This window comes from Nonomuraea sp. NPDC049480, from assembly GCF_044465905.1.
Classification (GTDB): domain Bacteria; phylum Actinomycetota; class Actinomycetes; order Streptosporangiales; family Streptosporangiaceae; genus Nonomuraea.
Genome location: NZ_JBITMD010000047.1, coordinates 25542 through 50540 on the forward strand (window position 1 = coordinate 25542; position 24999 = coordinate 50540).

28 protein-coding genes and 2 pseudogenes are annotated in these 24999 nt (G+C 69.1%); 14 read left to right on the forward strand and 16 right to left on the reverse strand.

Annotation, left to right across the window (positions count from 1 at the left end; genetic code table 11):
* Positions 1 to 141: 141 nt before the first annotated feature.
* Positions 142 to 504: a winged helix-turn-helix transcriptional regulator gene (locus ACIBX3_RS58400; RefSeq protein ID WP_397129493.1), complete on the reverse strand. Its 363-nt coding sequence runs from the start codon at positions 502 to 504 to the stop codon at positions 142 to 144.
* Positions 505 to 599: 95 nt separating this feature from the next.
* Here ACIBX3_RS58400 and ACIBX3_RS58405 point away from each other — a divergent pair, with 95 nt between their 5' ends.
* Genes ACIBX3_RS58405 through ACIBX3_RS58415 form a run of 3 tightly spaced genes read left to right on the forward strand, consistent with a single transcriptional unit; the run spans position 600 to position 2499 of the window.
* Complete coding sequence (locus tag ACIBX3_RS58405; protein WP_397129494.1) at positions 600 to 1058, forward strand: ester cyclase; 459 nt, start codon at positions 600 to 602, stop codon at positions 1056 to 1058.
* 17 nt (positions 1059 to 1075) lie between these two features.
* Positions 1076 to 1570 (forward strand): luciferase family protein, encoded by a 495-nt coding sequence (locus ACIBX3_RS58410; protein WP_397129495.1) that lies wholly within the window; start codon positions 1076 to 1078, stop codon positions 1568 to 1570.
* A 50-nt stretch (positions 1571 to 1620) separates the two neighbouring features.
* Positions 1621 to 2499: an aldo/keto reductase gene (locus ACIBX3_RS58415; protein ID WP_397129496.1), complete on the forward strand. Its 879-nt coding sequence runs from the start codon at positions 1621 to 1623 to the stop codon at positions 2497 to 2499.
* 317 nt (positions 2500 to 2816) lie between these two features.
* On the opposite strand, the gene ACIBX3_RS58420 is transcribed toward ACIBX3_RS58415, so the two are convergent.
* The 6 genes from ACIBX3_RS58420 to ACIBX3_RS58445 form a co-directional block, all read right to left on the reverse strand.
* Positions 2817 to 3161: a hypothetical protein gene (locus tag ACIBX3_RS58420; protein ID WP_397129497.1), complete on the reverse strand. Its 345-nt coding sequence runs from the start codon at positions 3159 to 3161 to the stop codon at positions 2817 to 2819.
* Between the two features lie 99 nt (positions 3162 to 3260).
* Positions 3261 to 3716, reverse strand: a complete 456-nt coding sequence (locus tag ACIBX3_RS58425; protein ID WP_397129498.1) for a hypothetical protein — start codon at positions 3714 to 3716, stop codon at positions 3261 to 3263.
* On the reverse strand, positions 3674 to 4276 hold the full coding sequence (locus ACIBX3_RS58430; RefSeq protein WP_397129499.1) for a hypothetical protein: 603 nt from the start codon (positions 4274 to 4276) through the stop codon (positions 3674 to 3676). Before ACIBX3_RS58430 ends, ACIBX3_RS58425 begins: the two co-directional genes overlap by 43 nt.
* The gene (locus ACIBX3_RS58435; RefSeq protein ID WP_397129501.1) at positions 4273 to 4641 is read right to left on the reverse strand and encodes an RNA polymerase sigma factor; all 369 of its coding nucleotides are present in this window, start codon (positions 4639 to 4641) and stop codon (positions 4273 to 4275) included. Before ACIBX3_RS58435 ends, ACIBX3_RS58430 begins: the two co-directional genes overlap by 4 nt.
* A 198-nt stretch (positions 4642 to 4839) precedes the next feature.
* Positions 4840 to 4995, reverse strand: coding sequence for a hypothetical protein (locus tag ACIBX3_RS58440; protein ID WP_397129502.1), 156 nt, complete (start codon positions 4993 to 4995; stop codon positions 4840 to 4842).
* A gap of 101 nt (positions 4996 to 5096) precedes the next feature.
* Entirely contained in the window at positions 5097 to 5240 is a 144-nt protein-coding gene (locus tag ACIBX3_RS58445) for a hypothetical protein (protein ID WP_397129503.1), read from the reverse strand.
* Positions 5241 to 5500: 260 nt separating this feature from the next.
* On the opposite strand from ACIBX3_RS58445, the gene ACIBX3_RS58450 reads away from it, so the two are divergent.
* Complete coding sequence (locus tag ACIBX3_RS58450; RefSeq protein WP_397129504.1) at positions 5501 to 5953, forward strand: hypothetical protein; 453 nt, start codon at positions 5501 to 5503, stop codon at positions 5951 to 5953.
* A gap of 49 nt (positions 5954 to 6002) precedes the next feature.
* Here the strand turns inward: ACIBX3_RS58450 and ACIBX3_RS58455 are convergent, their stop codons facing one another.
* Positions 6003 to 6110, reverse strand: a complete 108-nt coding sequence (locus ACIBX3_RS58455; protein ID WP_397129505.1) for an endonuclease/exonuclease/phosphatase family protein — start codon at positions 6108 to 6110, stop codon at positions 6003 to 6005.
* A 296-nt stretch (positions 6111 to 6406) separates the two neighbouring features.
* Here ACIBX3_RS58455 and ACIBX3_RS58460 point away from each other — a divergent pair, with 296 nt between their 5' ends.
* The 5 genes from ACIBX3_RS58460 (at position 6407) to ACIBX3_RS58480 (ending at position 10853) form a co-directional block, all read left to right on the forward strand.
* Positions 6407 to 6967 (forward strand): recombinase family protein, encoded by a 561-nt coding sequence (locus tag ACIBX3_RS58460; RefSeq protein ID WP_397129506.1) that lies wholly within the window; start codon positions 6407 to 6409, stop codon positions 6965 to 6967.
* A 105-nt stretch (positions 6968 to 7072) separates the two neighbouring features.
* On the forward strand, positions 7073 to 7645 hold the full coding sequence (locus tag ACIBX3_RS58465) for a helix-turn-helix domain-containing protein (protein ID WP_397129507.1): 573 nt from the start codon (positions 7073 to 7075) through the stop codon (positions 7643 to 7645).
* A gap of 147 nt (positions 7646 to 7792) precedes the next feature.
* Positions 7793 to 8632, forward strand: coding sequence for a Mu transposase C-terminal domain-containing protein (locus ACIBX3_RS58470; protein ID WP_397129508.1), 840 nt, complete (start codon positions 7793 to 7795; stop codon positions 8630 to 8632).
* Positions 8633 to 9046: 414 nt separating this feature from the next.
* Positions 9047 to 9625, forward strand: a complete 579-nt coding sequence (locus ACIBX3_RS58475; protein WP_397129509.1) for an AAA family ATPase — start codon at positions 9047 to 9049, stop codon at positions 9623 to 9625.
* 571 nt (positions 9626 to 10196) lie between these two features.
* Positions 10197 to 10853 (forward strand): hypothetical protein, encoded by a 657-nt coding sequence (locus tag ACIBX3_RS58480; protein ID WP_397129510.1) that lies wholly within the window; start codon positions 10197 to 10199, stop codon positions 10851 to 10853.
* Positions 10854 to 11076: 223 nt separating this feature from the next.
* On the opposite strand, the gene ACIBX3_RS58485 is transcribed toward ACIBX3_RS58480, so the two are convergent.
* The 4 genes and pseudogenes from ACIBX3_RS58485 to ACIBX3_RS58500 form a co-directional block, all read right to left on the reverse strand.
* On the reverse strand, positions 11077 to 11955 hold the full coding sequence (locus tag ACIBX3_RS58485; protein ID WP_397129511.1) for an enoyl-CoA hydratase/isomerase family protein: 879 nt from the start codon (positions 11953 to 11955) through the stop codon (positions 11077 to 11079).
* 295 nt (positions 11956 to 12250) lie between these two features.
* Positions 12251 to 13132: an NAD(P)H-binding protein gene (locus tag ACIBX3_RS58490; RefSeq protein WP_397129513.1), complete on the reverse strand. Its 882-nt coding sequence runs from the start codon at positions 13130 to 13132 to the stop codon at positions 12251 to 12253.
* A gap of 82 nt (positions 13133 to 13214) precedes the next feature.
* Positions 13215 to 13946 (reverse strand): annotated as a pseudogene (locus ACIBX3_RS58495) (aldo/keto reductase); the annotation flags it as partial.
* A gap of 48 nt (positions 13947 to 13994) precedes the next feature.
* Positions 13995 to 14678: an SDR family oxidoreductase gene (locus tag ACIBX3_RS58500; protein WP_397129514.1), complete on the reverse strand. Its 684-nt coding sequence runs from the start codon at positions 14676 to 14678 to the stop codon at positions 13995 to 13997.
* Positions 14679 to 14748: 70 nt separating this feature from the next.
* Here ACIBX3_RS58500 and ACIBX3_RS58505 point away from each other — a divergent pair, with 70 nt between their 5' ends.
* Positions 14749 to 15309: a TetR/AcrR family transcriptional regulator gene (locus ACIBX3_RS58505; RefSeq protein ID WP_397129515.1), complete on the forward strand. Its 561-nt coding sequence runs from the start codon at positions 14749 to 14751 to the stop codon at positions 15307 to 15309.
* Between the two features lie 12 nt (positions 15310 to 15321).
* Here the strand turns inward: ACIBX3_RS58505 and ACIBX3_RS58510 are convergent, their stop codons facing one another.
* Positions 15322 to 15594: a hypothetical protein gene (locus ACIBX3_RS58510; protein ID WP_397129516.1), complete on the reverse strand. Its 273-nt coding sequence runs from the start codon at positions 15592 to 15594 to the stop codon at positions 15322 to 15324.
* Between the two features lie 1144 nt (positions 15595 to 16738).
* Between ACIBX3_RS58510 and ACIBX3_RS58515 the strand changes: the two genes are divergently transcribed.
* Positions 16739 to 17584, forward strand: coding sequence for a hypothetical protein (locus tag ACIBX3_RS58515; RefSeq protein ID WP_397129517.1), 846 nt, complete (start codon positions 16739 to 16741; stop codon positions 17582 to 17584).
* Positions 17585 to 17915: 331 nt separating this feature from the next.
* Here ACIBX3_RS58515 and ACIBX3_RS58520 read toward each other — a convergent pair whose 3' ends face one another.
* Both ACIBX3_RS58520 and ACIBX3_RS58525 read right to left on the reverse strand, forming a co-directional pair.
* Positions 17916 to 18851: a tyrosine-type recombinase/integrase gene (locus tag ACIBX3_RS58520; protein WP_397129519.1), complete on the reverse strand. Its 936-nt coding sequence runs from the start codon at positions 18849 to 18851 to the stop codon at positions 17916 to 17918.
* Positions 18852 to 19135: 284 nt separating this feature from the next.
* The gene (locus ACIBX3_RS58525; RefSeq protein WP_397129520.1) at positions 19136 to 20263 is read right to left on the reverse strand and encodes an alpha/beta hydrolase family protein; all 1128 of its coding nucleotides are present in this window, start codon (positions 20261 to 20263) and stop codon (positions 19136 to 19138) included.
* A 216-nt stretch (positions 20264 to 20479) separates the two neighbouring features.
* Here ACIBX3_RS58525 and ACIBX3_RS58530 point away from each other — a divergent pair, with 216 nt between their 5' ends.
* Positions 20480 to 21817: a sensor histidine kinase gene (locus tag ACIBX3_RS58530; RefSeq protein ID WP_397129521.1), complete on the forward strand. Its 1338-nt coding sequence runs from the start codon at positions 20480 to 20482 to the stop codon at positions 21815 to 21817.
* A complete protein-coding gene (locus tag ACIBX3_RS58535; RefSeq protein WP_397129522.1) occupies positions 21814 to 22488 on the forward strand; it encodes a response regulator in 675 nt (224 codons plus the stop codon). Before ACIBX3_RS58530 ends, ACIBX3_RS58535 begins: the two co-directional genes overlap by 4 nt.
* 166 nt (positions 22489 to 22654) lie before the next feature.
* Here the strand turns inward: ACIBX3_RS58535 and ACIBX3_RS58540 are convergent.
* Positions 22655 to 22909, reverse strand: a pseudogene (locus ACIBX3_RS58540) (Tn3 family transposase); the annotation flags it as partial.
* A 26-nt stretch (positions 22910 to 22935) separates the two neighbouring features.
* Here ACIBX3_RS58540 and ACIBX3_RS58545 point away from each other — a divergent pair.
* The gene (locus ACIBX3_RS58545) at positions 22936 to 24126 is read left to right on the forward strand and encodes a CocE/NonD family hydrolase (RefSeq protein WP_397129523.1); all 1191 of its coding nucleotides are present in this window, start codon (positions 22936 to 22938) and stop codon (positions 24124 to 24126) included.
* Positions 24127 to 24999: the final 873 nt, after the last annotated feature.

Below are 24999 nucleotides of genomic sequence, written 5' to 3' on the forward strand. Positions count from 1 at the left end.
GGTGACCAGACCGAGCTTGCCCGCCTCGAAGACGGCCTGGTCGGCGAGGTCGGTCACCACCTGGGCGGGATTGGACCATCCGTCGGACATCTGGTTGGAGCGGAATCGGGTCACCACTGATGCCGACCGGGCGGACGTGTCCTACCGCTCGCGGTCGTAGTCGCGCTGCGCTGCGCGCACGTCGTCGAGGTGCTCATCGGACCATGTGGTGAGCGCCTGAAATACCGGCACGAGCGTCTGGCCGAGCGCCGTCATCTCGTACTCGACGCGCGGCGGGATCTCGCGGTGGTACGTGCGGGCGATGAACCCATCGCGCTCGAGCTGGCGCAGTCGCTCAGTGAGGACCTTGGGAGTGATTCCCTGAACGTGACCTTGCAGCTCGTTGAAGCGAAGCCGGCCGTGGTGCCCGAGGGTCCAGAGCACGTGCGTGGTCCAGCGGCCGAACACGAGGTCGACGACGGGCCCGATCGGACACGGCCCGACCGGCTGTTGAACCTGCGACATCGATAGTCACTTACTCCTTGGTAATTACTATAGAAAGAATAGTAACGTCGGTGAAGGCCATGTCAAGGTCACTGAGTATCCAGAAGGGAGCCGTCATGGCAGCCCAGACCGACACCGACGTCGTCAACGAGAACCGCCGGCTGATGAAGCAGGCCGACGACGCCTTCAACAGCCGCGACCTCGATGCGATGGACGCCCTCCACCACCCGGAGGTGGTCGCCTACACGACCGGCGCCGCCGAGGCGACGCGCAGCGTTCCGCCGCACCGCAAAGTGATCGAGGACGTGATCCGCGCATTCCCCGACGTCCACATTCACAACGACCCCTACCCGATCCAGTTCGGCCAGGGGGAGTGGCTCACTGTCATCAGCAAGATGACGGGCACCTTCACCGGCGAACTGATCGGTCCCGGCGGGAAGCCTATTCCGCCGACCGGTAAGTCGTTCGAGGTCAAGTTCACGACGATCGGCAGGTGGCAGAAGGGTCGGCTCGCCGAGGAGTGGGTCTTCTGGGACCAGCCGCTGCTGCTGCAGCAGATCGGGCTCGCGGGCTGAGGCGGGAGGACGACAAAATGACGGCGCTGATCAGGAACAAGCCGCTCGAACTGCCGGCCAGATCGGGCAAGCGGCCGACGACCGGCCCGGAGATCCCGCACCAGCAGCTGGACCAGACCGCACCGGCCAAGCTTCAGGAGGAGCTCTGGCAGCGGATGGCCGGGCTCGACGGGGTCCGGACCGGGCGCAGCGGCATTTCACTGCCGCAAACACGGGCGCTGCATCTCGACCCGGCACGCGCGCTCGGGCCGCGAGAGGCCTTCATGGTCGGCGACGAATTCGCCCACCTGCACGGCGCTTCCGACGGCAGCCTCCACGTGGCGTTGCCGCCGGACGTCGTCGCCCAGGCGATCGAGACAGGGTGGGCCGAGTTCCACCCCCTCGCGCGCCGCGGGATGATCCCGGCGACGCACGTCATGGTCTATGGGCCGCGCGACGAAGCCGAACTCGAGACGGTGTGGCACCTCGTCGAGATCAGCTACGCGTTCGCGTGCGGCGGGGAACGTTCGTAGCCGCCCCCAGTCCCCGCGCGCGGCCGAACGACGACAAGGAGCCACAACCGATGACCACCACATCCACCACTTTCGCACTGGGCGGCGACCTTCAGGTCGACCGGCTCGGGTTCGGGGCCATGAGGCTCGTCCTGAACGGCTTCAACGGCCCGTCCCGGGACCGTGAGACCGCCCTGGCGGTACTCACGCGCGCCGTCGAGCTCGGGGTGAACCACATCGACACCGCCGGGTTCTACCGCGGGCGCGACGGGGGGCCGAGCGTCAACGACCTCATCCGGGAGGCGCTGCACCCCTATCCGGAGGACCTGGTGATGGCCACGAAGGTCGGTCCCGTCTTCGGTCCCGACCTCGGCCCCACAGGGTACTCCGAGGCCGGGCCCGGTGACCTGCGCGCGCAGGTCGAGGCGAACCTGCAGGCGCTTGGCCTGGACCGCCTCGACCTGGTCTATCTGCGGATCGGCTACCTGCAGGTCCCGCACGGCGACTCGCTCGCGCAGCGTTTCGAAGCGCTCGCCGCCCTGCGCGAGGAAGGGCTCATCCGTCACCTCGGGTTGAGCAACGTCGACGCCGGGCACCTGGACGAGGCCCAGCGGATCGCCCCGGTCGCCGCGATCCAGAACCTCTTCAACCCCACCGACCCGGACCAGGCCGCTCTCCTGGAACGCGCCGCCACGCAGCGGATCGCCTTCGTCCCGTTCGGGACGCTCGGCAGCGGATACGGTGAGCGCGACGCTGCGCGTGACGCGCGCTACGGGCAGGTCGCAGCCCGGCACGGCGCCACGGTCACCCAGGTCGCGGTGGCACAGGTGCTGGCCCTGTCACCGGCCACGCTGACGATCCCCGGCACGGGGTCGGTCGCGCACCTGGAGGAGAACGTGGCCGCCCGCTCGCTCACCCTCACCGAGCAGGATCTGCGCGCGCTGCGCTGAGCCCCGGGAGACATCGCTGGTACCTCTTCCGCCGATGAGCGGATGTTCGGGTTCACTCGAGCCACCGAGCGTGGGGCCGCCCGGTGTGTTCGAGGCGACGCCGGGCATCCACACTCGGCCTAGAGATCGTGCCGGTGGGATGGTCCAGATTCTCATGCCCGGTTCGACTTCGCCTGGGCCCGAGACGACCTGAGCGCCTCGGCGTCGTGCCTCTCTCGGGGTCTCCCGCCTGTTGTGTGACGTTGCGCTGATCACTGCAGGCGGGTCCGTGCAGTGCCGCGCCCGAACGCGACCTGGACGGCAGCCGAGCTCGGGAATCAGGACCGTCGAGGTCCGACCAGGGCGGCGAGTTCGGTGTCGCGGACTTCGGCGGCGTAGGGGCGGCGTCCGGGATGATCGGGCGCACCAGGGCGAACACCTCCATGGACACCAGGCCGTGGAGGTGTTCGAACAGGTCGAGCTACGAGCGCCTGGAAAGCAGCGATCAGCGGAGCCGGCTCCTCTCCGGCATCCACGCGAGCCTGGTTCTCGGTCGCGATCCGGTCGTACTCTTCATCCTTCGGCCGATCGCCATGGCCGGGCACGTCCGCCGCCGCAACCGCGAAATCACACTCGGCCACGATGCCGGGGGCCTTCTTGTGCTGGCCACCGCCGTGTCCCATCAGGTGAGGGGACGAGTACCGGCGGCACCTTCTGGCGTCCACAGCACGCTCGAATCTCATCCAGGGTGAAGAGCTGTTCGGAGACGCCGTCGAATCGGATCAGCCGACGGCGTAGGCTCGGGTGATCGTCTGGGTCACCCGGTTGCCGGCGGTGTCGGTGACCATCGCGCGGAGGGAGACGAACCCGGCCGTGCGGGGGTTCGCCAGTATGGCGGTCCAGCCGGAGCCGGTGCGGGTGACCGGGACGCCACGCCAGGTGGCGCCGTCGTCGGCGGACATCTCCAGCCGGACCGATTTCGTCTCCACCTTGGTGGAGCCGGGGCTGCGCTCGACCCACACGGGCAGGCGGGTCGTGCTGCCCGGCCTGGCACGGTTGGAGTCGTCCAGGCCCTCGGGGCTGTAGCGGGCGGCCATCAGGGGCAGCGGCTGTGGCTGGGCGGTGGTCGCGGACATGAACGTCCAGACCGATTTCACCTCCGTGGAGAGCGTGGCCTGCCGGCGCATCGACGCCGTCAGCGTGTAGGCGCCGGACCCGGCGGGCAGGTCGGCGCGCAACTCGCACCCTCCCGGCTGGTAGACCACGCAGTCGACGAGGTCGGCCGCGGCCAGCACCTTGCCGTTCTCGGCGAGGGCCCGAGCCAGAACGTGCCCGAGGGCTCCTTCACCACGCCGGGCCCGTTGTCTGGCTCCCCTCTGCTCCACCGCTGCCCGTCGCGCGTGGTCCAGCTCTCGCCCCAGAAGTGCCGGCTGTCCTCGCTCTCCCGCTTGATGTGCCAGTAGGTCCCGGAACGCTGTGGCGTACGCTCCGCGCTGGCGGCGGCCACGAGCAGGACGTTCTTGGCAGAGGTCAGCGGCAGGACATCACCGGCGGAGGGCCGTGGCCCGGCGGGCTCGGCGGCCGGACCCGGGGACGCCACGACGGCGACGGCCGCCGCGACCGCGACCGCGGCGGCGGCAAGCCCCGTGACGCGCACGGTCAGAGGCCGCCGGGAGCGCCGAGGAGCCGACGTGCGGGCCATCACGGCCAGCAATCGCCCCCGCGCGCCGGTCAAGGCGTCCGGGTCGCTTTCCTTCACCTCCGAGCGCAGGTTCTTGATCAGCTCAAGGTCGTTCATTGATCGTCCTCACTCGTCTCAGCCGGATTGACGCCGCCCAGGGCGTGCGCGACCTTGCGGCGGGCACGCGACAGGCGTGAGCGGACCGTGCCGATGGGCACCTGTAGTGCCTGGGCCGTCTCCTCGTACGTCAGATCGCCCCAGGCGATCAGCAGCAGCACGTCCCGTTCACCGCGGCCGAGTTTCGCGAGCGCGGTGGCCAGGCGTTGCCGGGTGGCCGACGCGGAGACTCGGGCGGCCACCCGCTCGTCGAACGCGGCGACCACCGGGTCTTCGCCCGTCCGGGCCATGGCCCGGTACCCGCGCACTTCGGCACGCCGGTGCAGACCGATGACGTTCGTGATGATGCCGTACAGCCACGGCAATGCCTCCGTACGGCCGGATTCGTACCGGTGGCGCGTCTCGAAGTGTAAGTTCCGGCAGTAAATGGCCGGGAATCTCCGGAGCTACTCGGCCGGACATGATCTCTTGACGGCAGGAGTACAGCCCTCAGGACCAGTCCTGCCAGAGAATCCTGCCACCGGTGCTGGACCCGAAGCGTTAGCTGCCGGGCGGCAGCGGGATCAGTGCGCACGGCTGACCGGGCCCTCGATCAGCCCGCCCGAGAACGCCCAGCCCGGACCGCCCATCATGATGACGTCCACCAGCAGGGTCCGCCCATGACCGAGGAGCCGCGGGTCGCGGTTGAACGTATTTCCTGCTGGGATTGAGGAGTTCACGTGGTTTGAGGTGAATCCGCTTTCCCTGCTCCGGGTCGCACGTCTGGCCGCGCGGGACAAAGCTGATGTCGGCGTTCACCCCGAGGTCCTTCAGATCCTGTTCAAGCCACTCGGACTCTCTGAGCTCCTCGAACTCCGTCGCTGACGTTCCACGAAAGCGAGCTGGCCATTGCCGGCTGTGCCAGAGCGAAACTCGATGCGATCGCGATGGCGCCGATGGCGGCGGTCTTGAGCAGCTTCTTCATGATGCTCCTTCTGTCGGGGCGGGTTCTGGTGCCCCCCGAGAAGGAGCATGGGTCAAGGGTTGAGTCAGGCGACAGATCCCTTGGACACAGTTCGGCCGGCAGCCGTGCGGACTTTGGTCGTCGGCTGCTTGGTCGTCGAAAACCTAGCGTCTGACTAGCGTCCCACTAGCGCGCTCCGAGTGGTCTGATTGGGACATACCTCCGCCATACCGCGTCTCCGTATGGTCTCACCTCGACGGGAAATCAACGGAGGGAACCATATGAAGATCATGCGTACCGCGGTCGTCGTCGGGGCCATGGGGGCCGTGGCCATGATGGGCGCGCCCACGCCCGCGTCGGCGTCGGTGACCGCGTCCGCCTCGGCGTCCGCGCCGACGGCGTCGGTGACCACGTCGGCAGCCAAGGCCCTCGTCGCGACCTGTTCGAAGGGGTCCTACAGGCTGAAGGTGACCGTCACCTACATCAACACGACGTTTGGGCACCGCTTCAGCCGTGTCCACTGGACGGCCTCCGGAGGCCCCACCACGGTCAAGGTCAGCCTCGTCCAGGATCGGGGCGGCCTTCCGGACGCCGAGTTCCTGGCGACCGTGATCACGGGCAACAACGGCAACAGGGCGATCTCGGCGACCCGGCCGATGGCGCATCGGGTCTTCGTGAAGCTGGCCGGTAGGAACGGTGTCACGAGCTGCGTCGGGCAGAGCGGCGTCATCTGATCCGGACCGCTCGGCGCCCGCCGTCGCGAGAGACGGCGGGCGCCGGAGGTCAGGGCGAGGGGTGGGGGAGTTCGAGGTCGGCCACGATGGGGAAGTGGTCGGAGGCCTCGGTGCCGATGACGGCCACCGAGGTCGGTTTGATGTCGCGAGAGGTCATGACGTAGTCGATGCGCTGGTACGCCTGCTCACGCGGTAGGTGAAGCCGTCGCCCGCACCGGCCACGTCCCAGGCGTCAAGCAGCCCCCACCAGCCCAGAGGTCTGACAGCGTCCTCGGCCGCCGCCCTGCAAATGCCCCTCGCTCGTGGCCTGTCCGGCAAGGGTGTACTCCAACACCACACCTGGGACCGCAGGTGAAAGGCGTCAAGATAGGGTTCATTCCCGAGTTTATTGACGTCTGTCTGCTCGGTTCAGAGTTCAACCTGACATTCTGAGGCGTGGAAGGAGTTGCGCCGGTGCGCGTGGGCTACATCAGGGTCTCCAGCGTCGATCAGAACACCGTCCGGCAGCTGGACGGAATCGAGATCGAGCGGACCTTTACTGACAAGGCGTCCGGCAAAGACACCACCCGGCCGAAGCTGGAGGAACTGCTGGCCTTCGTCCGCGCCGGTGACACAGTGATCGTGCATTCGATGGACCGGCTCGCGCGCAACCTGGACGATCTGCGCCGCATTGTGCGGACCCTCACCGGCAAGGGCGTCCGAATCGAGTTCGTCAAGGAAGGCCTTGTCTTCACCGGTGAGGACTCGCCGATGGCGACGCTCCTGCTGTCGGTCATGGGCGCCTTCGCCGAGTTCGAACGCGCGCTCATCCTGGAACGCCAGCGTGAGGGCATCGCCGCCGCCAAGCAGCGCGGCACCTACAGCGGACGTCGGCCCGCTCTCACCGCCGAGCAGGCTCGCCAGCTGTGCGAGCGCGCCGCCGCCGGCGAATCCAAATCCGCGCTTGCCAGGCAGTTCGGGATTAGCCGCGAGACCGTGTACAGCTACCTGCGGACGCAGCCGAGCGCCACTTGACAGTTACTGCCGTCGACCGCGCATAGCTCCTTCACTGTCGGCGAGTTTCGTGGGTGGAGCGGGAACACTCCGAATGGGGCCAGCGCGGTCAGGGAGGGACGGCTTATGGAAGCAGCCGCCCGGGACTGTGACCCCGCCCCGCTGACAGGCTTCAGCGACGCTCAACGCCTGGAGGCGATCGAGCGCTGGCGGCTGCTGCGGCCCCACCTTGAAGAGCAGGTTCCGCTGGCCCAGGTCGCCGCGTCCTGCGCGATCCCCGAGCGGACGCTGCGCCGTTGGCGTTCCGCTTACCAGGCAGAGGGTCTGGCCGGGCTGGTGCGCCGGCCGCGCTCGGACCGCGGCCGGGTGAAGATGCCTGAGCAGTTGCGTCTGTTGATCGAGGGTCTGGCGCTGCGCCCGCCGCGCAGAAGCGTCGCGGTGATTCATCGGCAGGTGGTCAGCATCGCCACCGCACGGGGATGGCCGGTCCCGGGTACTCCACCGTGCACGAGATGGTCCGAGACCTTGATCCAGGGCTCGTCGCGCTCGGGCTGGAGGGCACGAAACGCTACCGGGAGGTGTTTGAGCTGGTGCATCGCAGGGAGGCGTCCAAGCCGAACCAGATATGGCAGGCCGACCACACCGAGCTGGACCTGTGGGTCGTGGACCCCAAGGGCCGGCCGGCCCGGCCGTGGCTGACCGCCATCGAGGACGACCACTCCCGCGCGATCGCCGGGTACGCGGTCAACCTGGAAGCCCCGTCGGCGCTGTCCACCGCGCTGGCCTTCCGGCAGGGCGATCTGGCGCAAGGCCGAGCCGGGCTGGCACGTGTGTGGCATCCCCGAGGTGTTCCACCTCGACCACGGCAGCGACTTCACCTCCTCTCACCTGGAACAGGTGATGGCCGACCTGCGGGTGCGGCCGATGTTCAGCAAGAAGGGCCAGCCGCACGGCCACGGCAAGATCGAACGGTTCATGGAGACCATGAACCAGATGTGCCTGGCCCACCTGCCCGGCTACGCCCCCAAGGGCAGCAAGGATCGTGCCGCCCAGGCCAAGCTCACCCTCGCCGAGCTCGACGCCGCGATCGGCAGGTTCATCCGCGAGGTCTACAACCTGCGGCCGCACCCAGAAACCCGCCTCCCGCCGCAGGCCCGGTGGGAGGCCGGCGCGTTCATTCCGCGCATGCCCGACTCCCTGGAGCAGCTGGACCTACTGCTGTGCACCGTCGCCAAGCCGCGCAAGGTGCACACCGACGGCATCCAGTTCCTGGCCCTGCGCTACATCGACCCGGTCCTGGCCGACTACGTCGGCGAACAGGTCACCATCCGCTACGACCCGCGCGACATCACCGAGATCCGCGTCTACCTGCGCCACCTCGACGGCACCGACGCCACCTTCCTGTGCCGGGCGATCTGCCCGCAACTGTCCGGCGAGACCGTCAGCCTCAAGGAGATCACCGCCGCGCGCAACGCCCGCCGCAAACAGCTGCGCGGCCGGCTCGCCACCCGCAGCACCGTCGTCGACACCCTGCTGGCCCTGCACGACGAACCGCTGCCAGCCGCCTACCCGGCCACGACCGAGCTGCGCCAGTGGACCACCTCCGACCAGGCCGGCCCCGCCACCACCCACGACGCAGGCGGCACTCCTACCCCTGCTGACGGTCCGCGACTCAAACGCTACTGAAATGAGTGACCGGCGCTCCGGCCGGAAAGACACCCGGCGTGGATGAGCCCGCCTCCCTAGGTGACAACCCGTCCGAACCCCACCCAGTCCCGCCCCCGACCAGCCCGTCCAGCACTCCCGACCCCGCGGCACGCGCCTACACCACCGACCGTCCCGCGCCCGGCCCCGCTCCGGCGAACCGATCCGAACGCGCACCCGCGCCGCTCATGGTGACCAAGGAGCACCGCAGATTCGGCGAGTTCGCCGAAGCCGTCCGCCGCAAGCGCTACATCGGCCTGTGCTACGGCGGCCCCGGCGTCGGCAAGACCGAATCCGCCCGCGCCTACACCCGCTGGGACCAGCTCGCCCCGAACCTCAACGGGCAGGGAGCGGCCGCCGCGCCCGAGGCCGACGACGTCCTGGCTGTGCGCCGTCATGTACACCCCCAAGGTCCACAGCACCCCGGACAAACTCGACAAAGAGATCTCCCTGCTGTGCGACCGGCTCGGCCGCACCGTCGACCTCATGCTGCAGACCGGCCGGGGCAACGGCGACAACCCTCCACCCGGAACCAGCTCCACCGGCGCCGAGCTCCTGATCGTGGATGAAGCCGACCGGCTCAAAACGGCCGGGCTCGAACAACTTCGCGACCATCACGACCGCACCGGCATCGGCGTGATCCTCATCGGCATGCCCGGCATCGAAAAGCGCCTCGCCCGCTACCCCCAGCTCTACTCCCGGGTCGGCTTCATCCACCACTACAAGCCCCTGTCCATCGATGAACAAGCTCACGTCCTGGACCGCAAGTGGCCTCACCTGGGCCTTGGCGCGAGCGACGATTTCGCCACCACTGGGGCCATCGCCGCCATCACCCGCATCACCAGCGGGAACTTCCGCCTCATCACCCGCCTCGTCGACCAGATCGAACGCGTGCTGGAGATCAACCAGCTCACCACCGTGACCAAGGAAGTCGTCGAAGCCGCCCGCGAGAACCTGATCATCGGCGTCATGTGAGGCTCCCGCCGCTTCCGCCTCGAACCCGCGACCCACCACCTACACCGACCACCCCGGCCCCGCCACGGCGGGGCCGTCCTCGTTCCGTTAAGAGATCACGTCTGGCCAAATACCGCCGGAGCCCGGCCATTTACCGCCGGAACTTACACGCGGGCAGCTCGGCGAACTGGCCGACCGCGCCCGCTACCTGGATGAGATCACCTACCTGACCAAGCACCGTTGTGCTCGAGTTCCCGTAGGGGGGCCGGGCTCGGCGCTCGGGACGCCGAGGAGGGTTTGTGAATGTCGGCGACTTTCGTGATGCACTCCGGCGGCTTGGGCCAGCGCTTCGAACTCCTTGCGCGCGATCGAGCGGTAGGTGTCAAAGTCAAGTGCGACAGGGACTCTGCCGAGGCGATCGCTACTGTTTGGGACTGATTTCGGCGTCCAGGTCGGCTTGGCGCATCCGGCAGAGCTTTCTCGATCATTTACACAACTGGCCGGATCCGGTCAGAACTCACCTCTGGCGGCGAGAGTCGGCCTACCGGATCATGGAAGTAGCTGCATCGGCAGCAGCGTCAAGGAGGTCAGCATGAACGAGACGAAGGCCGGTCACGCCACACGGAGACGATTAGGAACGAGGCGGCGATGGGGCGGCCGCATCGGCCTGATCACCACGATCGCCATCGTGCTCTCCGGACTACTCGTCCCCGCCCCCGCGCACGCGGGCGACATCGTCCCCTGCCCCGCGACGATCACCCAGTGGAGACGACTGGGCTTCGGCGGACGCCCGCCGGTGACCACCTGGGAGGGGTACCGCTTCACCACACTCTCCGTCGCCCCGCAGTTCTTCGTCAGCGACGGGCGCACGCTCGACAACACCACGGACCTGTCCGTCAGCTACACGGTGTCGTCCTCGGTGTCGCAGACGTACTCCGTCTCAGCCACGGTCGGCATCACCGCCAACCCCAGCCCCTACCTCTCAGCCAACGTCAGCTCCACCATCGTGGCGAGCCGGACCACCTCCATCGGGGTCTCCCTGACGACGACCGTACCGCCCCGCACCCGCCTCATCGCCGAGTATGGCGTGGAAGGCTACAACGTCAGCTATGCCGTCGAGGCGTGGCGGGTCAGGAAGGCCGGCAGCGCGACGCCCGTGACCGGCGACCGGTGCGAGGAGTGGGGCTGGTACCCACAGAACACCAACGCGCCCACCTACATCGAAGGATGGCGCCTGAGAACGGCGTGACCGGCTGCAAGTGATCGTAACGGGCGCGCCAGGCCGCCGTCTGCGTCCACTTCCCGCCGCCTCCCCGGGAAGGGCCAGCAGCTCGACTACGGTCGGCGAGCCGGTGGAGAGCGTGCCGGAGCCGTTTTTCCAGTTGCCCGACCAGCGCGAGGTTCCGGTGACTCGCACGTGTGCCTCCAATATTGATGTCGCTGCAGCGCCTGCCGTGCGGCAGGTCTCGGACTCAGGGTCGGGCGGTGTCGCGCTCGATTTGCTCCGCGAGCGTCCCGACGACCTCGGCGATATTCAGTTCGGTGTCGCCGTCGCGGTTCCAGCCGAGGCTGTTCATGGCCGCGAACTGTGGTTGCGCGCCGGGCCAGGAGAAAGCGTCCAAGATCTCCCGGAAGGACTGCAGGAGCTCGCCGGGTGAGGGTGGCGAGACGCGGGAGTTCACCAGGCGTTTGATGCTGCTCAGGGCCTGTTTGTCGAAACCGGCCAGGCGACGCGCGGCGCGGTCGACGAAGGCGTCCAGTTCCGTGTCGGGCACTGCACGGTTGATCCAGCCGTATTGCGCGGCGGTGACGGCGTCCAGGTCGTCGCCGACGGTGAGGATCTCCAGGGCCCGTGAGCGCCCGAGTAGGCGGGGCAGCCAGTCGATGGCGCCGCCACCGGGGACGACACCGAAGCCGACTTCGGGCTGGGCGAACAATGCGCGCTCGGTGCTGGCGAAGCGCATGTCGCAGGCCAGCGCGAATTCGCTGCCGATGCCGCGGGTGCGTCCCCGGATCGAGGCGATGGTCAGCACCGGCGCGTGCGCTATCCGGGTGACGGTGTCGTGCCAGGTGTCGGCCAGCAGTGCGGCGCCGGCGATGTCGGGGACCTCGGCGAGGCGCTCGACGTCCAGGTGGGCAATGAAGTAGTCCGGGTCGGCGCTGTCGAAGACGACGACCTTGAGTTCCGGGTCGGTGTGCATCCGGTCCGCCAGCAGCCGCAAGGCGTCGTGGAGGTCCGGATCGAACAGGTTGATCGGCGGGTTGGCGAAGGTGTAGCGCAGCAGGCCCGCGCTTTCCTGAGTGATGGTGACGGGCGAGTCGAAGCCTGAACTGTCATAGCGAGATGTCACGGTCTGCCTCCTGCATACCAGTGATGGAAGCGCCGGGTGTCGGCGCAGGCCACGCCCACGGGCCGTGGGCCGGCGACAGCGCGATGCGGATCACCGCCCGCGCTGGGGCACACCGAACTTCCCGTCAGCCCGCTAAGGGATAACGGTCGGTGTACTTTCTTGGGGTTCTCGCGGCCGCAGCGGTATGAACGTCGCGGCGGGCGAGCGTGACTACATGCCGTAGGCGCTAACTGACGTCAGCCGACGACATCCGAGCCGGATCGCTGCCGCGGCCGCTGGGTGCGGCCGGGGCGTTTCAGGATCGCGACGGTGATCGCCGGGCGGTGAGGAAGTCACTGAGCCCGATCTGTGGGCGTCCGGTCAGCCGTTCGATGTCGTCGCTTGCGGTGAACTCGCCGGCGGCGTTGGCGCCGAACCAGGCGCCGAGGAATTCCGCGGCCGGTTCGGGATAGCCGGTCGCGACAAGGCCCTGGATGTAGTCGGCCATCGGGATGTTCTGGTAGGTGACGGCGGTGCCGGTGATCTCGCTGAGGATGCGGGCAAAGTCGTCGACGGTGAAGGTTTGTGAGCCCGAAAGGGTGTAGTCATGGCCCGCGTGGCCGTCGGTGATGAGGATCTGAGCGATCGCCTGGGCGATGTCGTGCCGGGTGGCCAGCGCGGTCGGGGTGTGCCCGGCCGGCACGCGGATGACGCCGTCCGGCGGGACCTGGCCGATCATGATCTCGTCGAACGCGTCCAGGTAGTGGGGAAGTCGCAGGACGGTGACGTCGAGTCCGGAGGCGGCCAGCTCGGTCTCGGTGTACGCGTCGCACTCGGTGACCCGGGGAATCGTAAAATCTGACCCGGCTCGGTGCTGGATCGCGGTGTAGAGGATGTGCCGCACACCGGCCGACTGCGCGGCGCGGATCGTGTTGCCGTGGGCTGCCTTCAGATCGGTGAAGGCGGGCGCGGAGATCAGAAGCAGTGTGTCGACCCCGGCGAAGGCCGTTTCCAGAGCGGCCGGGTCGAAGTAGTCGCCTTGGCGCACGCTCACGCCCCGCTCGGCGAACTCGGCGAGCGACTCGGGCTTACGGGCCAGCGCCGCGATCCGGTCCGCGGGCGCCCGGTCGAGCAGTGCCCCCAGAACCTCGCCGCCGAGGTGACCGCTGGCACCTGTGATCATGACGAGTCCATTCATACTCTTACTCCTTCGAAAGGGGCCAGGCATTCGCCCGCGTGTGCAGGTCTACTGCCGGTGATTCCGGTTGGTCGGCGAGCGGTCAGGCGACCGGTAGGGCCGGGCGGCGGAAGCGCTCGGTGTCGCCGCCGAGCACGATCGGGGTCTCCGCGGCGATCACCTCGTGCGGCTGCCCCAGCGCGACCGCGCTCGCCTGATCGAGATGCCGGTAGAGTTCGGCGTCCAGCCGCAGATCGAGCGCACCGAGATAGTCCTCGAGCTGCGGCAGCGTCCGCGGGCCGAGCACAGGCACCAGTGGAGTAGTGAAACGGTCGGCACGTTCGCGGACCCAGGCGACCGCGACCTGCGCCGGGCGGGCGCCGACCTGCTTCGCGACCTCGAGCACGGCGTCCACCACGACACTCTTCTGCGAGGTGTCCTCGGTGTGCACGACGCGGCCACCCCAGGCGGTCAGCCGCCCCTCGTTGCTGGTGCGGTATTTGCCGGTGAGCAGCCCACCGCCCAGCGGGGACCACAGCGCCCCGCCGAGCCCCAGAGCTTCGGCCATCGGCAGGATCTCTCGATCCGCGGTGCGTTCCACCAGGCTGTATTCGAACTGGACGCCGATGATCGGGGCCAGGCCCCGAACCTCGGCGAGGGTGACGGCGCGGGCCGAACGCCACGCGGGAAAGTTCGACAGCCCGCCGTGCAGGATCTTGCCCTGCCGTGACAGGTCGTCCAGACCGCGCAGGATCTCCTCGATGGGTGTGACCGAATCGGGGAGATGCACCCAGAGCAAGTCGATGTAGTCGGTCCGCAGGCGGCGCAGGCTGTCCTCAAACGACGCAAGGTCACCCGGCGTCGGCCGGGCGCCCGTACGCGGTCAGTCCTGCAAGGCCGTGGCGAGGCCGAGCTTGACGGCGCGGCTCGCGTCGTCGGCGAGGATCTCGGGTCGGCCGGCGGCGACGCCGTCGAGGGCGAGCCGGGCCACCTCGGCCGGGTCCATCTTCTGGTCGGCCGGCACGAAGTCGGCCATGTCGGTGTCCATGTAGCCGACGTGCAGCGCCGCGACCGCGATGCCGCGCGGCGCGAGCTGTTCGCGGACGGCGTCGGTCAGCGCCCACGCGGCGGCCTTCGCGGCCGTGTAGCCGCCGACCGCGCCCGGATGCAGCCAGGACAGCACGGACAGCACGTTGAGGATCGCGCCGCCGCCGTTGCCCTCGATGACCGGGGCGAACGCGTTGGTCACGGCGAGCGTGCCGAAGTAGTGCGTCTCCATCTCGAGCCGGATGTCGGCCAGGTCGCCACCGATCAGGGTCGCGCCGGTCGAGATACCGGCGTTGTTGATCAGGAACGTGGCGCCGGTCGCGACCTTGGCGGCCAGGGCGACCGACTCCGGGTCGGTGACGTCGAGCCGCAGCGGGATCGCGCCCGGCAGGTCGACGTTGTCGGGGTTACGTGCGGCGGCGTACACCGTAGCGCCACGCTCGAGAAGCTGGGCGGCGAAGTGCCGGCCGAGTCCACGGTTCGCGCCGGTGACCACGGCGACTGACGTTGAAATGTCCATGCCGATAGATTATGGGCATCATCCATGCGCCGCAAGGTGATAGATGACACCAATAATCTATACTGGGGGCATGGGACGGGTGTCGCAGGCGCAGGCGCAGCAGAACCGGAACTCCGTGGTGGAGGCCGCCGCTCGGCTGTTCCGCGAGCGCGGGGTCCAGGCAGTGAGCGTGGCCGACCTGATGGCCGAGGCCGGGCTCACCCACGGCGGCTTCTACAAGCGGTTCGCCTCCAAGGACGCGCTGGTGGCCGAGGCGACGGGCCGGGCGTTCGAGGAGCACGACGCCCGGCTGCGGTCCCTCGACGAGAACCGGCCGGACGACCACGCGGCGGCCCGCGCGGCGCTCGTCGAGCGCTACCTGTCGGCCGAGCACCGCGACGACGCCGGCGCGGGCTGCCCCACCGCCGCGCTGGCCGCGGACGTGGCCCGCGAAGCGCCCGGCAGCCCGGCCCGCGAGCGGTACGCCGACGGCGTCGAGGCGTTCGGCGGATGGCTGGCCACCGGCGACGACGACGAGGGCCTGGCCGCCCTGTCCACCCTGGTCGGCGCGCTGCTGCTGGCCCGGGCCACCCGCGGCACCGAGCTGTCCGACCGCATCCTCGCCGCGTCCCGCGCGGCCCTCGGCGGATGAGCCGGCCGGCCCTCATCCGGCCGCGGCGTCGTCCGGGCTCAGCGGCAGGCCGGACCGCAGCAGCGTGAACGCCTCGTCGATCCGGCCCAGGTCAGCGATGCCGTAGTCGGACATCAGGCCGCCCGGCGTCGCCGCAATCACGGCTCCGATCACCGCGCCCACCAGCACCCGGGCGGAGAAATTGCCGGCCGATAGCCCCATTAGCAACGCCCCATCTACGTCCAGCTCGGCGAGGAGACTTCCGCCCGCATCACCGCCGAGAACGACGAGCACCACCGTCGGCACCGGCGCTGACGTTCGCGTCCCACCTACCGGGATCAAGGAAAACGGCCGAAGCAGCTGCCCGGAAACCCCAGCTCGAGTAAGCGACCCCCAGGTGAGAACCTAGATCAACTGCTTACCGTTGTTTTTGGTCTGGAAACTACGGGCGGGCCGAAGCTGGTACGCGACGCCTTGATCACCCTGTTGATGATCATGCGGCCGGACTGGGGCAATCGCCAGGCGGTGGCCAGCCGGGTGCAGTTGGGCTGCCAGTACTACACGAACGGTGAGCCGGGGCTGCCGTCACATCGTGTGACACCGAGACTGTGAGGTGCTTGCTGCTGCAAGCGACCAATCCGGGCTAGGTTGATGTAAAGGTACTTACTGGGCAGCACCACCTGCAGAAACGCGCTGTTGATCGCTATCGTGGCGATGCCTGCCGGACTCATCCCCTGGCGTCCCGACCGAAACCCGCACACTTTGCTCCGTTCCGCGTGCTCGGGCCAGCGCCACACCGTGATCCACCGCTGACCTGGATGAAGATCCAGAGCGTCACAAGATGCGATGGTAACCCCGGCTCACCGGTCCGTTCCTACTCGGAGGCCGGGCTCGTGGGGATTTTGCTCGTCGCTGGGCGTACTGAACGCCCCGGAGGGTGGGGAGTCCAGGGCACGGTCAAGGGCACGGTCAGGGCGATCGACTTCCCAGCCCTCAGGCCGCGTCGCCTCACCCGAAGATGGCGAAAATGCCAGCGATCATGGCAGCCCGTTCAAGCGGAAGGCGGCCGGGCCCGTGAGCTCCGGGATTGAGGAACGGGCGGACAGCCGTTGGCGGTGAAAAGGATCTTGATTGCGGTGAGGTGAGGCTGCTCTTGGCAGCTCATCATGGGCAAGACGCAGCACAAGAACCCGCGCACCGCCATGCGCTATGTCAAACCCGGCGCCGAAGCCATCGCCAAGGTCACCGAGGTGCTGGCGTCCCGCCGCTGTACCCACTGATCAGCGATATCTCAGGCAGGGCAGGACCCTACCCCTTTTCTCGTACTTGGTCTGGCCCCCCAGTAGGGCGGGTTGTGCGGGTGGTGGTCGCCGATGCCGTCCGGTGTTCGACGTGGACGCTGAAGCCCAAGGCTTGACGTCCATGCCCGATCATGGTCCATGATCGGGGCATGAACGCCTTAATCCGGGCGGCCCTGGTGGGGGCCGTGATCGGGATCGGGGAAGCCGCCCTGGCGCAAGTAGTGGATGACAACATCCTCGTGTTCCTGGCGATGCTGGCCATGCCCTTGCCCGCGGGCACGCTGCTGACCCTCTGGGGCAGGCTGCCCTTGTGGTGGCTGATCTCGATCCTGGGACCGGTCTTCGTCGTCATGGGCTTCATCGCGGCTCCGGTCCCGCCCGCCGGGATCGCGGAGATGGGCGGGTGGGGCAGCCTTCTGGCCTTCATGGGGATAGGAGCGGTCGGCTACCTGCTCGCCGGGGCCACGGCGCTGCCGCTGCGCATGGTGACGCGCCTGGCCACCATCGGGACGGTCCTCGTCCTCGGCATCGCCGCCGTCCTGGGAGAGAGACCCCTCTCGGCGCTGGTCGCCGCACAGACGATGGCGCGTGAACAAGTGCCCGTCATCGCCACCGACCAGCCGGAATACCGTCTCGACTCCGTCGACGTGGAGGAAGGGATCCTCTTCCTCCACTACGAGCGCCGGCGCGATGGTCTGGAGGTGGCCGTCACCGTCCAGGCACCTTATGGGCTGACGGCCGAGCAGGCTTGCGGCTCCGAGGTGCGGGGCGCGTGCGGGGAAGTAGCCCCGGGAATCTGGGGCGATCATGTGGACCTGGGCTCGACGCTGGTCACCGTGCGGGGGAACGCGCTCGCGGAGGTGACGGGCGAGCTGGCGACGAAGGACGACCTGCTCGCGGTGCTGCGGGACGTGCGCCCGATGGACGCGTGGGAGCTGGCCTGGCTGGCGCTGAAGGACAGCTCCTACGACCAGGGGATGATCGTCGCGGAGTGAGGCGTCCGGGGGCGTCCCGCGCGGCGGTGTCGTAGGACGGCAGGACGGCCCGGGCGGCGGGTTCGACGACCGCCGTGCCGAGGTCGTCCCCGGCGAAGGCCCTGATCGAGTCGAAGGACTCCCAGAGCGTGATGACCTGCAGCTCGACGTGTTCGTCCGTGTCCCGCCGGAGCACGTACGCGCCCCGGTGCCAGCCGGTCCCGCGCAGCTCGGGCAGCACGGCCGCGTGATGATCCTTCTCGGCCTGTCGTTAACGAAGCTGTCACCAGGTACACGCGATTGCGTTATCCCTGCTCAAAGCAGCCTGAATCGGAAGAGGCCAACTGTGCGATCAATGCGCGGCTCGGTCGCGGCGGCGTCGGGCGGCGCGGATCTCGGTGTCGGCGACCTTGTCGTCCAGCAGCGCGTACAGCTGCGTCGTTTCGGTCGAGGCGTGCCCGAGCCGGCGGCGGACGGCCTCGATGGACACCCCGGCGTTGATGAGCTCGGTGGCGTGGGCGTGGCGCAGCTGGTGGATGTCGATCTCGACGCGGGCCTGGGCGCAGTAGCGCTGCCAGCGGTGGTGGGCGGCGTCGTAGGACAGCGGATCGCCGCGGCCGTTGATGGAGGCGCGAAACAGCGGCCCGGCGCTGTAGCCGGCGCGGGCCAGGTAGAGCTTGAGCAGGGCGACGTAACTGCGGTCGTCGAGCAGGACGGTGCGCACGCTGCCGCCCTTGCCGTGGATGCGGACGTGTTCGTCGTCCAGGCGCAGATCGAGGTCTTCGACGTACAGGCCGCACACCTCCGAGGCGCGGGCGCCTCCCACGTAGGCGGTCTCGAACAGCACCCGGTCCCGTAGCCGGTCCAGTGGCGTCTCCTTGCGCGGCCGCCGTGAGCAGATCACCGCCAGCACCTTGGCCACGTCGGCCGCGCTGGCGGGACGGGGCAGCGCCTTCGGGACCTTGACGGTGTCGATGCGGTCCATCGGGTTGGCGTCGAGAAGGTCGTGCCGGACCGCCCACTTGGTGAAGGAGGCGACGGCGGCGCGCTTGCGCTTGCGGCTGGCCGGCGACAGCTCGGCGAGCTCGGCCAGAAACGCGCGGACCGGCGTCGCGGTCAGCTCGGCGAGTTCTTCGCCGTGGTGGGCGGCGAACGCGATCAGGTCGCCGCGGTAGGCGCGCCGGGTGTGCGCCGACTTCCCGGCGTTGGCCAGGTCAGTGAGGAAGTCGTCGAGGTGCCGGGCGAGCGGGTGGGAGCTGCCGAGCTGCTCGGCGATGACCGGATCCACCGTGCCGACCTCTACCATCCGCGAAGTTGCCAGATAACCGGCAAACGAAGCGTGCGCGCCGGACGGCGGCGGCCCAGCTCGCGCTCTGCCGGTGATCGCTATCTTGCCAGATAACGAACGTTATCCCGCAACCGTGGTGACACTGCAGCAACCCAATGGCTCCGCCTGCATCGGCTCGCTGGAAGGAGGTAACCCTGCCTGCCCTGCCTCGCTATCGCCACTGACCACTCGACCTCAACCTCGATGATGCATGGCGCACCAGCCCCGGCTTGGATAAATCGGGCCTAGCCGCCGAACGTCACCTCGGGATAGTGGGCGGACGGCTTGTCCAGCAGGGGCTGCGGCTTCCCGGTGAGGTGGCGGGTGAAGAAGGCGGCGACGTAGGTGCGGGTGATCTCCACGGATCGGGCTCCGGTCATGGCGAACCCGAGGTCGATGCCGAGCTGTTCGGCCAGCAGCGGGACGTCGGTGAAGGACGCGTGCTCCGCTCCGGTCACCACCAGCCACCGCTTCCAGCCGGTCAGCTTCTTCCAGTCGCGTCCCCAGCTCCCGTCCTTGCCGCCGGGGCTGTGCATCGTCGGCGATCCCATGAACAGGAACGGCCGGGCCAGGCCGCGCTCGGGGATCGGGGCGAAGGTGGTGCCGTCCAGGTTGACCCCGGCGCGGATGCGCTGGTCGCGTACCATGGCCGCGATGCTGCTCGCGCCGCCGACGGACTGACCGGCCATCCCGATGCGCGACCGGTCGATCAGCGCGGCTCCCCGCCATTTCGGCTTTGCGCCGGTGAGCTGGTCGAGGACGAAGGAGACATCCGCCGCGCGGCTGCGGACCACCTGCTCCCCGAAGTCCGGGTCCTTGTTCCCGCAGGCGACGCACGTGGTGACCCGCCCGTCGGGGAAGGCGGTGGCGACGCTCTCGTAGGTGTGGTCGATCCCGACCACCACGTTGCCTCTGCTGGCCAGGTCCTCGGCCAGGCTGGTGAGTGAGCTGCGCGGGGAGCCGAGGCCGGGGGAGAGCACCACCAGGGGCAGGCTGTGCTTGCGGCCTGCAGGCACGGCGTCGGTGAAGGCGTTGGTCCGCACCTTGCTCAGCGTGTCGGGCGCGATGGGCAGCTCCGCGTCCTTGATCAGCAGTTCGGACTCCTTCGGCGTCACGTACGGGGCCTGCTGTCTGCCTCGCGTCCCGGCTGCTGGGTACCACAGGGAGACCATCAGCTCCCTCGACTTCGCCGCCGGAACCCATGGGTCGCTCCGGGAGGCGTCCTTCAGGTGAAGGGAGGTGACGCCGACCGCGTGGGAGCCCGTCGGCGCGGGCAGCCGCGGTGCCGCCGGCGCCGCAGCGGCGGCGGGAGTGGGGGCCGTGAGGGTGAGTAGCCCGGCCAGGGCGAGGGCCGTCGTTCTCGCAAGATGCATCAGTGTGTCGCCTTTTCTCGGGAGGCCGCGGTCGTCCGCGGACGGGACGACGCTAGGCGCGGTCATGCGGCGGGCGCGTCGGCCGTCGTGCCGAATCTGGGTAGCTCCGAGGAACGATCCGAGCCCGATGTCATCACTGCGATGTAGTCCCGGCGGACGGCGCTCCCGTCATCGGGACGGATGCGTGGCCGGTCGCGCAGCCGTGACAATGTCCCGATGACGGTGGAACGAAGGTGGCGGATGTGGCGGCAGTATGTGCTGGAGGTGTTGCGTCCGGAGGAGGCGCGCGCCCGGCCGTCACGCGGAGCGCTGGTGGCCGACGTCGTGCTCGCGCTGCTGCTTACCGTGCTCGCGGTGGCCGCGGTGGCCGATCTGCACGACGCGTCCACCGAGGGACGGCAGGGGCCGGCGGCCGTGTCCCTGCGGCTGCGTCCCGATCCACCCGCCCGGCCGGTGAGCCCGGCCCCGCCGAGCCCGCGGTCCGGCTCAGAGCAGGGGCCGCACCCGCTGCTGGTGGTCCTGACCGCGTTGCCGCTGGCGGTGCGGCGCCGGTACCCGCTGGCTGTCTTCTGGACGGTCCTGCTCGCCGCGCTGGCCACCCACGAGGCCGCGACGTGGATCACCGTGCTCGCCTGCGCCGTCGCCGCCTACGGCACGCTCGCCTACAGCCGTCACCGGCTGGCGGCGGCGGGCGGGCTGGCGGCGGCGGCCGTGCTGACCGGCGTGGTCTTCCAGGACGTCGTCCCCGCGCTGCCGTCCTGGCTGGGCCCCATCGTCGTGCTGGCTGCGGCGGGGGCGCTGGCGGTGGCCGTCCGCTTCTGGCAGGGGCGGCTGCGGGCCGGCCGGGATCGCCTCGACGCGCTCGAGCGGGCCCAGGCGGAGGCCATGCGCGCGGCCGTCGACGAGGAGCGAGCCAGGATCGCCGCCGAACTGCACGACATCGTGACCCACAACGTGAGCGTGATGGTGATCCAGGCCGGGGCGGCGCGCAAGGTCATGGACGCCGAGCCCGCGGAGTCGAAGCGGGCGCTGCTCGCGATCGAGGCGGGCGGCCGGGCGGCCATGTCCGAACTCCGTCACGTCATGGGCCTGCTGGCCACCGAGAACGAGGCCATGGGCCACGGGGGCATGAAGAACGAAGTCACGCAGAGCGGGCCGCCCGGTCCGCAACCCGGGCTCGATCAGCTCGACGCGCTGGTCACCCGGATCCGGGCCGCCGGGATCCCGGTCGACGTCGAGCTGTCGTTGCCGACCGGCCCGCTGCCCGCCGGGGTCGATCTGGCCGCCTACCGCGTGGTCCAGGAGGCCCTGACGAACACGATCAAGCATGCGGCGGGCGCGGCGGCGTCCGTCTCGATCCGCCACGAGGGCGACCGGCTGGAGATCGAGGTCACCGACACCGGCGGTGCGCGGCGCGGCCCGTCCCACCCGGGCGGGCGCGGGCTGATCGGGCTGCGCGAACGGCTGGCCGTCTACGGCGGCACCCTGAACGCGGGACACACCCCTGCGGGAGGCTACCGAATCTTGGCCCGTGTACCGTGGCGAGCCTCATGAGCCACTCTCTCCGCGTGATCATCGCTGACGATCAGGCCCTGGTACGCACCGGGTTCCGGATGATCCTGGCCGCTGATGGCATCGAGGTGACGGCCGAGGCGGCAGACGGCGCTGAGGCGGTGGAGGCGGCCCGGCGTACCAGGCCGGACGTCGTCCTCATGGACATCAGGATGCCGCGCATGGACGGCATCGAGGCCACCCGGCGCATCCTCGCCGACGACGCGGCCGGCGGCACCCGCGTGCTCATCCTGACCACCTACGACCTCGACCACTACGTCTACACCGCGCTCGCCGCCGGGGCCAGCGGCTTCCTGCTCAAGGACGTCACCCCCGAGCACCTGGTGGCCGCGGTGACCCTGGTGCGCACCGGCGACGCCTTGCTCGCCCCGGCCATCACCCGGCGCCTGGTCGAGCGGTTCGCCCGCCGGGACGACGCCGGTCCTCCGGCCCCGCACCGTGACCTGTCGGAGCTGACCGCGCGGGAGCTGGAGGTGCTGCGGCTGCTGGCCACCGGGCTGAGCAACGTCGAGCTCGCCGAACGGCTGACTCTCAGCCCGGCGACGGTGAAGACCCACGTGGCCCGTATCCTGGCCAAGCTCAGGCTCAGGGACCGGGTCCAGGCCGTCGTGCTCGCGTACGAGACCGGGCTGGTATCCCCGGGCGCGACGTGACGGTGCACGGAGGCGGACCACCGACTTCAAGCATGCTCCTGATCACAGGACGTGACAGCCCCTGACAGGGAAGGTCTTTTGCACCGTCCCAAGATCGCTTAGCGGGATCGAGACACCTTCTCGCCAGCGGGCACTTCACGTCACCGGGAGGCGAACGGTCCGCGCTTCAGACGCCGTCCTCATCCACGACAGTGGCATTGGCGGTGCTGGCATCGGGCAACGCCGCCGTGCCGAGTGGCCGCAGGCCCTTGTCCGGGGCCGAGGAGGCGATCGCGTAGCGGCCCAGGCAGTTGAGGTGGGCGTGGCCCAGCGGGGATAGCCGCGCCACGTCCTCGTCCTTGACCGGCACGCTCTGGGCGCGCAGCTGGTCCACGATCGCCGACAGATAGCGTGAGTTCCACAACACGACGGCATTGAGAACTCGGGATCACGCTGGTTTGGTCGCTCATGCAGGGCATCGACACCCTGATGCGCCGGCACGCCGACGACCCGGCCGCCCTCGGCCCGGCCCTGGGCGCGCTGTTCCACGAATGGGACCACGCCGCCGACGCCGGGTACTGGGAACTCCCGGCTGGTCGCCACCCCGCCTTCCAACGCCACGGGATACAGGAACTGGGCTTCGAACGGTCGCGGCGGGAGCCGGAGTGGAGCGCGGCCTGCCGGGTCGCGGGGCGGCAGGCGGAGGTCGACCTGCCCAGCCTGAACATCGGCGGCTGGTACGACATCTTCTGCCAGGGCACGCTGGAGAACTTCGTCGAGAGCCGCGCCGCGGGCCGCCCGGCCACGCTGATCATGGGCCCGTGGGCCCACACGAACAGCGCGGGACAGATCGGCGACATGAACTTCGGGATGGCCGCGAGCGCGAACCTCCTCGGCTTCCGCGGCCCGCTCGCCGATGTCCAGACCGCGTGGTTCCGCAAGTGGCTCACCCCCGACGCCGACGCCGCTCCGTCAGGACCGGAGCTGCCGCCGGTGCTTCTGTTCGTGATGGGGAAGAACGAGTGGCGTGAGGAGCAGGAGTGGCCACTGGCCCGCGCCGTGGACAAGGACCTGTTCCTACGCGCGGACGGTGCCCTGGCCTTCGAGCTTCCGCAGGGCGACGAGGGCGTGGACACATACGTGTACGATCCCGCGGACCCGGTGCCCACGACGGGCGGCGCGACCCTGATGTCCAGCGAGTACCGGCCCGGTCCCCTGGACCAGACGCGGGTGGAGGCCCGGGAGGACGTGCTGGTGTACACCACCGAGCCCCTGGTCGAGGACCTGGAGGTCACCGGCCGGGTCCGGGCCTTCCTGCATGCGGCGACCGACGCGCCCTCGACGGACTGGGTGGTGCGGCTGTGCGACGTCGACCCCGAGGGCGTGTCCCTCAACGTGGTCGACGGGATCGTAAGGATGGAGACAACCACGGCTGAGTTTGCCGAGCACGCCGTGGACCTGTGGTCCACCAGCTACGTGTTCCGCGCCGGTCACCGTCTGCGCGTCCACGTCACCTCCAGCAGCTTCCCGCGCTGGGACCGCAACCTGAACACCGGCGAACCCGTCGACAGCGGTACGGACTTCCGCCCGGCCCGGCAGCAGATCGCCCACGACGCCGCACGGCCCTCACGTCTGGTGCTCCCGGTAGTCGGATCCTGAATGCGTTCTGGCAAACCGGATCTCGTTCGAGGTGCACGGCGTGGGTGATCATCTGGACAGAGGTACGGATGAGGCCGCGGGCACGAAAGAACGGGCCCCTCGGTAGTGACGCGGTTACGACACCCAGCACGACCAAGGAGCCCGTTGCCTGATCAGTTGAGCAGTACCACTGTGCCTGCGTCCACCGCGGTCACCCCTGAGTGTTACTGCTACGTGCACCGGTTCGGTTCGATCGCTCCGGGGTTGCGGGCAGGCGGCTATCCGAGTGACATGACGGATGCGGAGTGGGCCGAGGTCCGCTCCGCGATGCCGGTGCCGGCTGACCGACCCCCTTCTGACCAGGCCTCGGGCAAGGTCCGGTTTATGAAACCGGTCGTGAGCTGGGGCGAGCAACATGCGCGAGGGAGCCCGGGTCATGTCTGGCTGGGTATGGCGGTAGAGGGGAGGACGGCTTCCCACGGAGTCGTCGATGAGGAGTCGCTGGAGGTCCTCACTATAAGGATTCTGCGTCGGGCTTGAACTCTGGACTGTACTTCGAGAACAACCTTCTTGAATCAACAAGATCGATTGCCGCGCATGTCCGCATCTCGGGGGTCACCTCAGGGGTCACCTCAGTGGTGGCTTCGTCAGTTCGTGAGGCCGGTGACGCCGTTGATCGTCATGGTCAGGCCGAGGAGGGTCACGACGCATGCGGACAGGACTGGGAGCCAGGCAATGAACCGGCTGTGGCGGGGGTGGCGGAACCTTTTCAGCGGTGCGCGGGCGCTGACCAGGATGAGGCCTAGTACTCCAGTGACATTTCGCGATCATGGTTGGGATCTGCGCTGGTAGTGGCAGCGTCGAGCGGCGGCTTGATGACGGCGGCGCCATTGT

Coding starts and splice junctions, on each gene's coding strand:
- ACIBX3_RS58530 (WP_397129521.1), top strand. CDS start 20,480: ATGACGGTGGAACGAAGGTGGCGGATGTGGCGGCAGTATGTGCTGGAG.
- ACIBX3_RS58480 (WP_397129510.1), top strand. CDS start 10,197: ATGAACGAGACGAAGGCCGGTCACGCCACACGGAGACGATTAGGAACG.
- ACIBX3_RS58490 (WP_397129513.1), bottom strand. CDS start 13,132: ATGAATGGACTCGTCATGATCACAGGTGCCAGCGGTCACCTCGGCGGC.
- ACIBX3_RS58450 (WP_397129504.1), top strand. CDS start 5,501: ATGAAGATCATGCGTACCGCGGTCGTCGTCGGGGCCATGGGGGCCGTG.
- ACIBX3_RS58455 (WP_397129505.1), bottom strand. CDS start 6,110: ATGACCTCTCGCGACATCAAACCGACCTCGGTGGCCGTCATCGGCACC.
- ACIBX3_RS58465 (WP_397129507.1), top strand. CDS start 7,073: ATGGAAGCAGCCGCCCGGGACTGTGACCCCGCCCCGCTGACAGGCTTC.
- ACIBX3_RS58525 (WP_397129520.1), bottom strand. CDS start 20,263: ATGCATCTTGCGAGAACGACGGCCCTCGCCCTGGCCGGGCTACTCACC.
- ACIBX3_RS58445 (WP_397129503.1), bottom strand. CDS start 5,240: ATGAAGAAGCTGCTCAAGACCGCCGCCATCGGCGCCATCGCGATCGCA.
- ACIBX3_RS58505 (WP_397129515.1), top strand. CDS start 14,749: ATGGGACGGGTGTCGCAGGCGCAGGCGCAGCAGAACCGGAACTCCGTG.
- ACIBX3_RS58535 (WP_397129522.1), top strand. CDS start 21,814: ATGAGCCACTCTCTCCGCGTGATCATCGCTGACGATCAGGCCCTGGTA.
- ACIBX3_RS58475 (WP_397129509.1), top strand. CDS start 9,047: ATGTACACCCCCAAGGTCCACAGCACCCCGGACAAACTCGACAAAGAG.
- ACIBX3_RS58515 (WP_397129517.1), top strand. CDS start 16,739: ATGAACGCCTTAATCCGGGCGGCCCTGGTGGGGGCCGTGATCGGGATC.
- ACIBX3_RS58545 (WP_397129523.1), top strand. CDS start 22,936: ATGCAGGGCATCGACACCCTGATGCGCCGGCACGCCGACGACCCGGCC.
- ACIBX3_RS58430 (WP_397129499.1), bottom strand. CDS start 4,276: ATGAACGACCTTGAGCTGATCAAGAACCTGCGCTCGGAGGTGAAGGAA.
- ACIBX3_RS58410 (WP_397129495.1), top strand. CDS start 1,076: ATGACGGCGCTGATCAGGAACAAGCCGCTCGAACTGCCGGCCAGATCG.
- ACIBX3_RS58415 (WP_397129496.1), top strand. CDS start 1,621: ATGACCACCACATCCACCACTTTCGCACTGGGCGGCGACCTTCAGGTC.
- ACIBX3_RS58400 (WP_397129493.1), bottom strand. CDS start 504: ATGTCGCAGGTTCAACAGCCGGTCGGGCCGTGTCCGATCGGGCCCGTC.
- ACIBX3_RS58405 (WP_397129494.1), top strand. CDS start 600: ATGGCAGCCCAGACCGACACCGACGTCGTCAACGAGAACCGCCGGCTG.
- ACIBX3_RS58500 (WP_397129514.1), bottom strand. CDS start 14,678: ATGGACATTTCAACGTCAGTCGCCGTGGTCACCGGCGCGAACCGTGGA.
- ACIBX3_RS58420 (WP_397129497.1), bottom strand. CDS start 3,161: ATGGGACACGGCGGTGGCCAGCACAAGAAGGCCCCCGGCATCGTGGCC.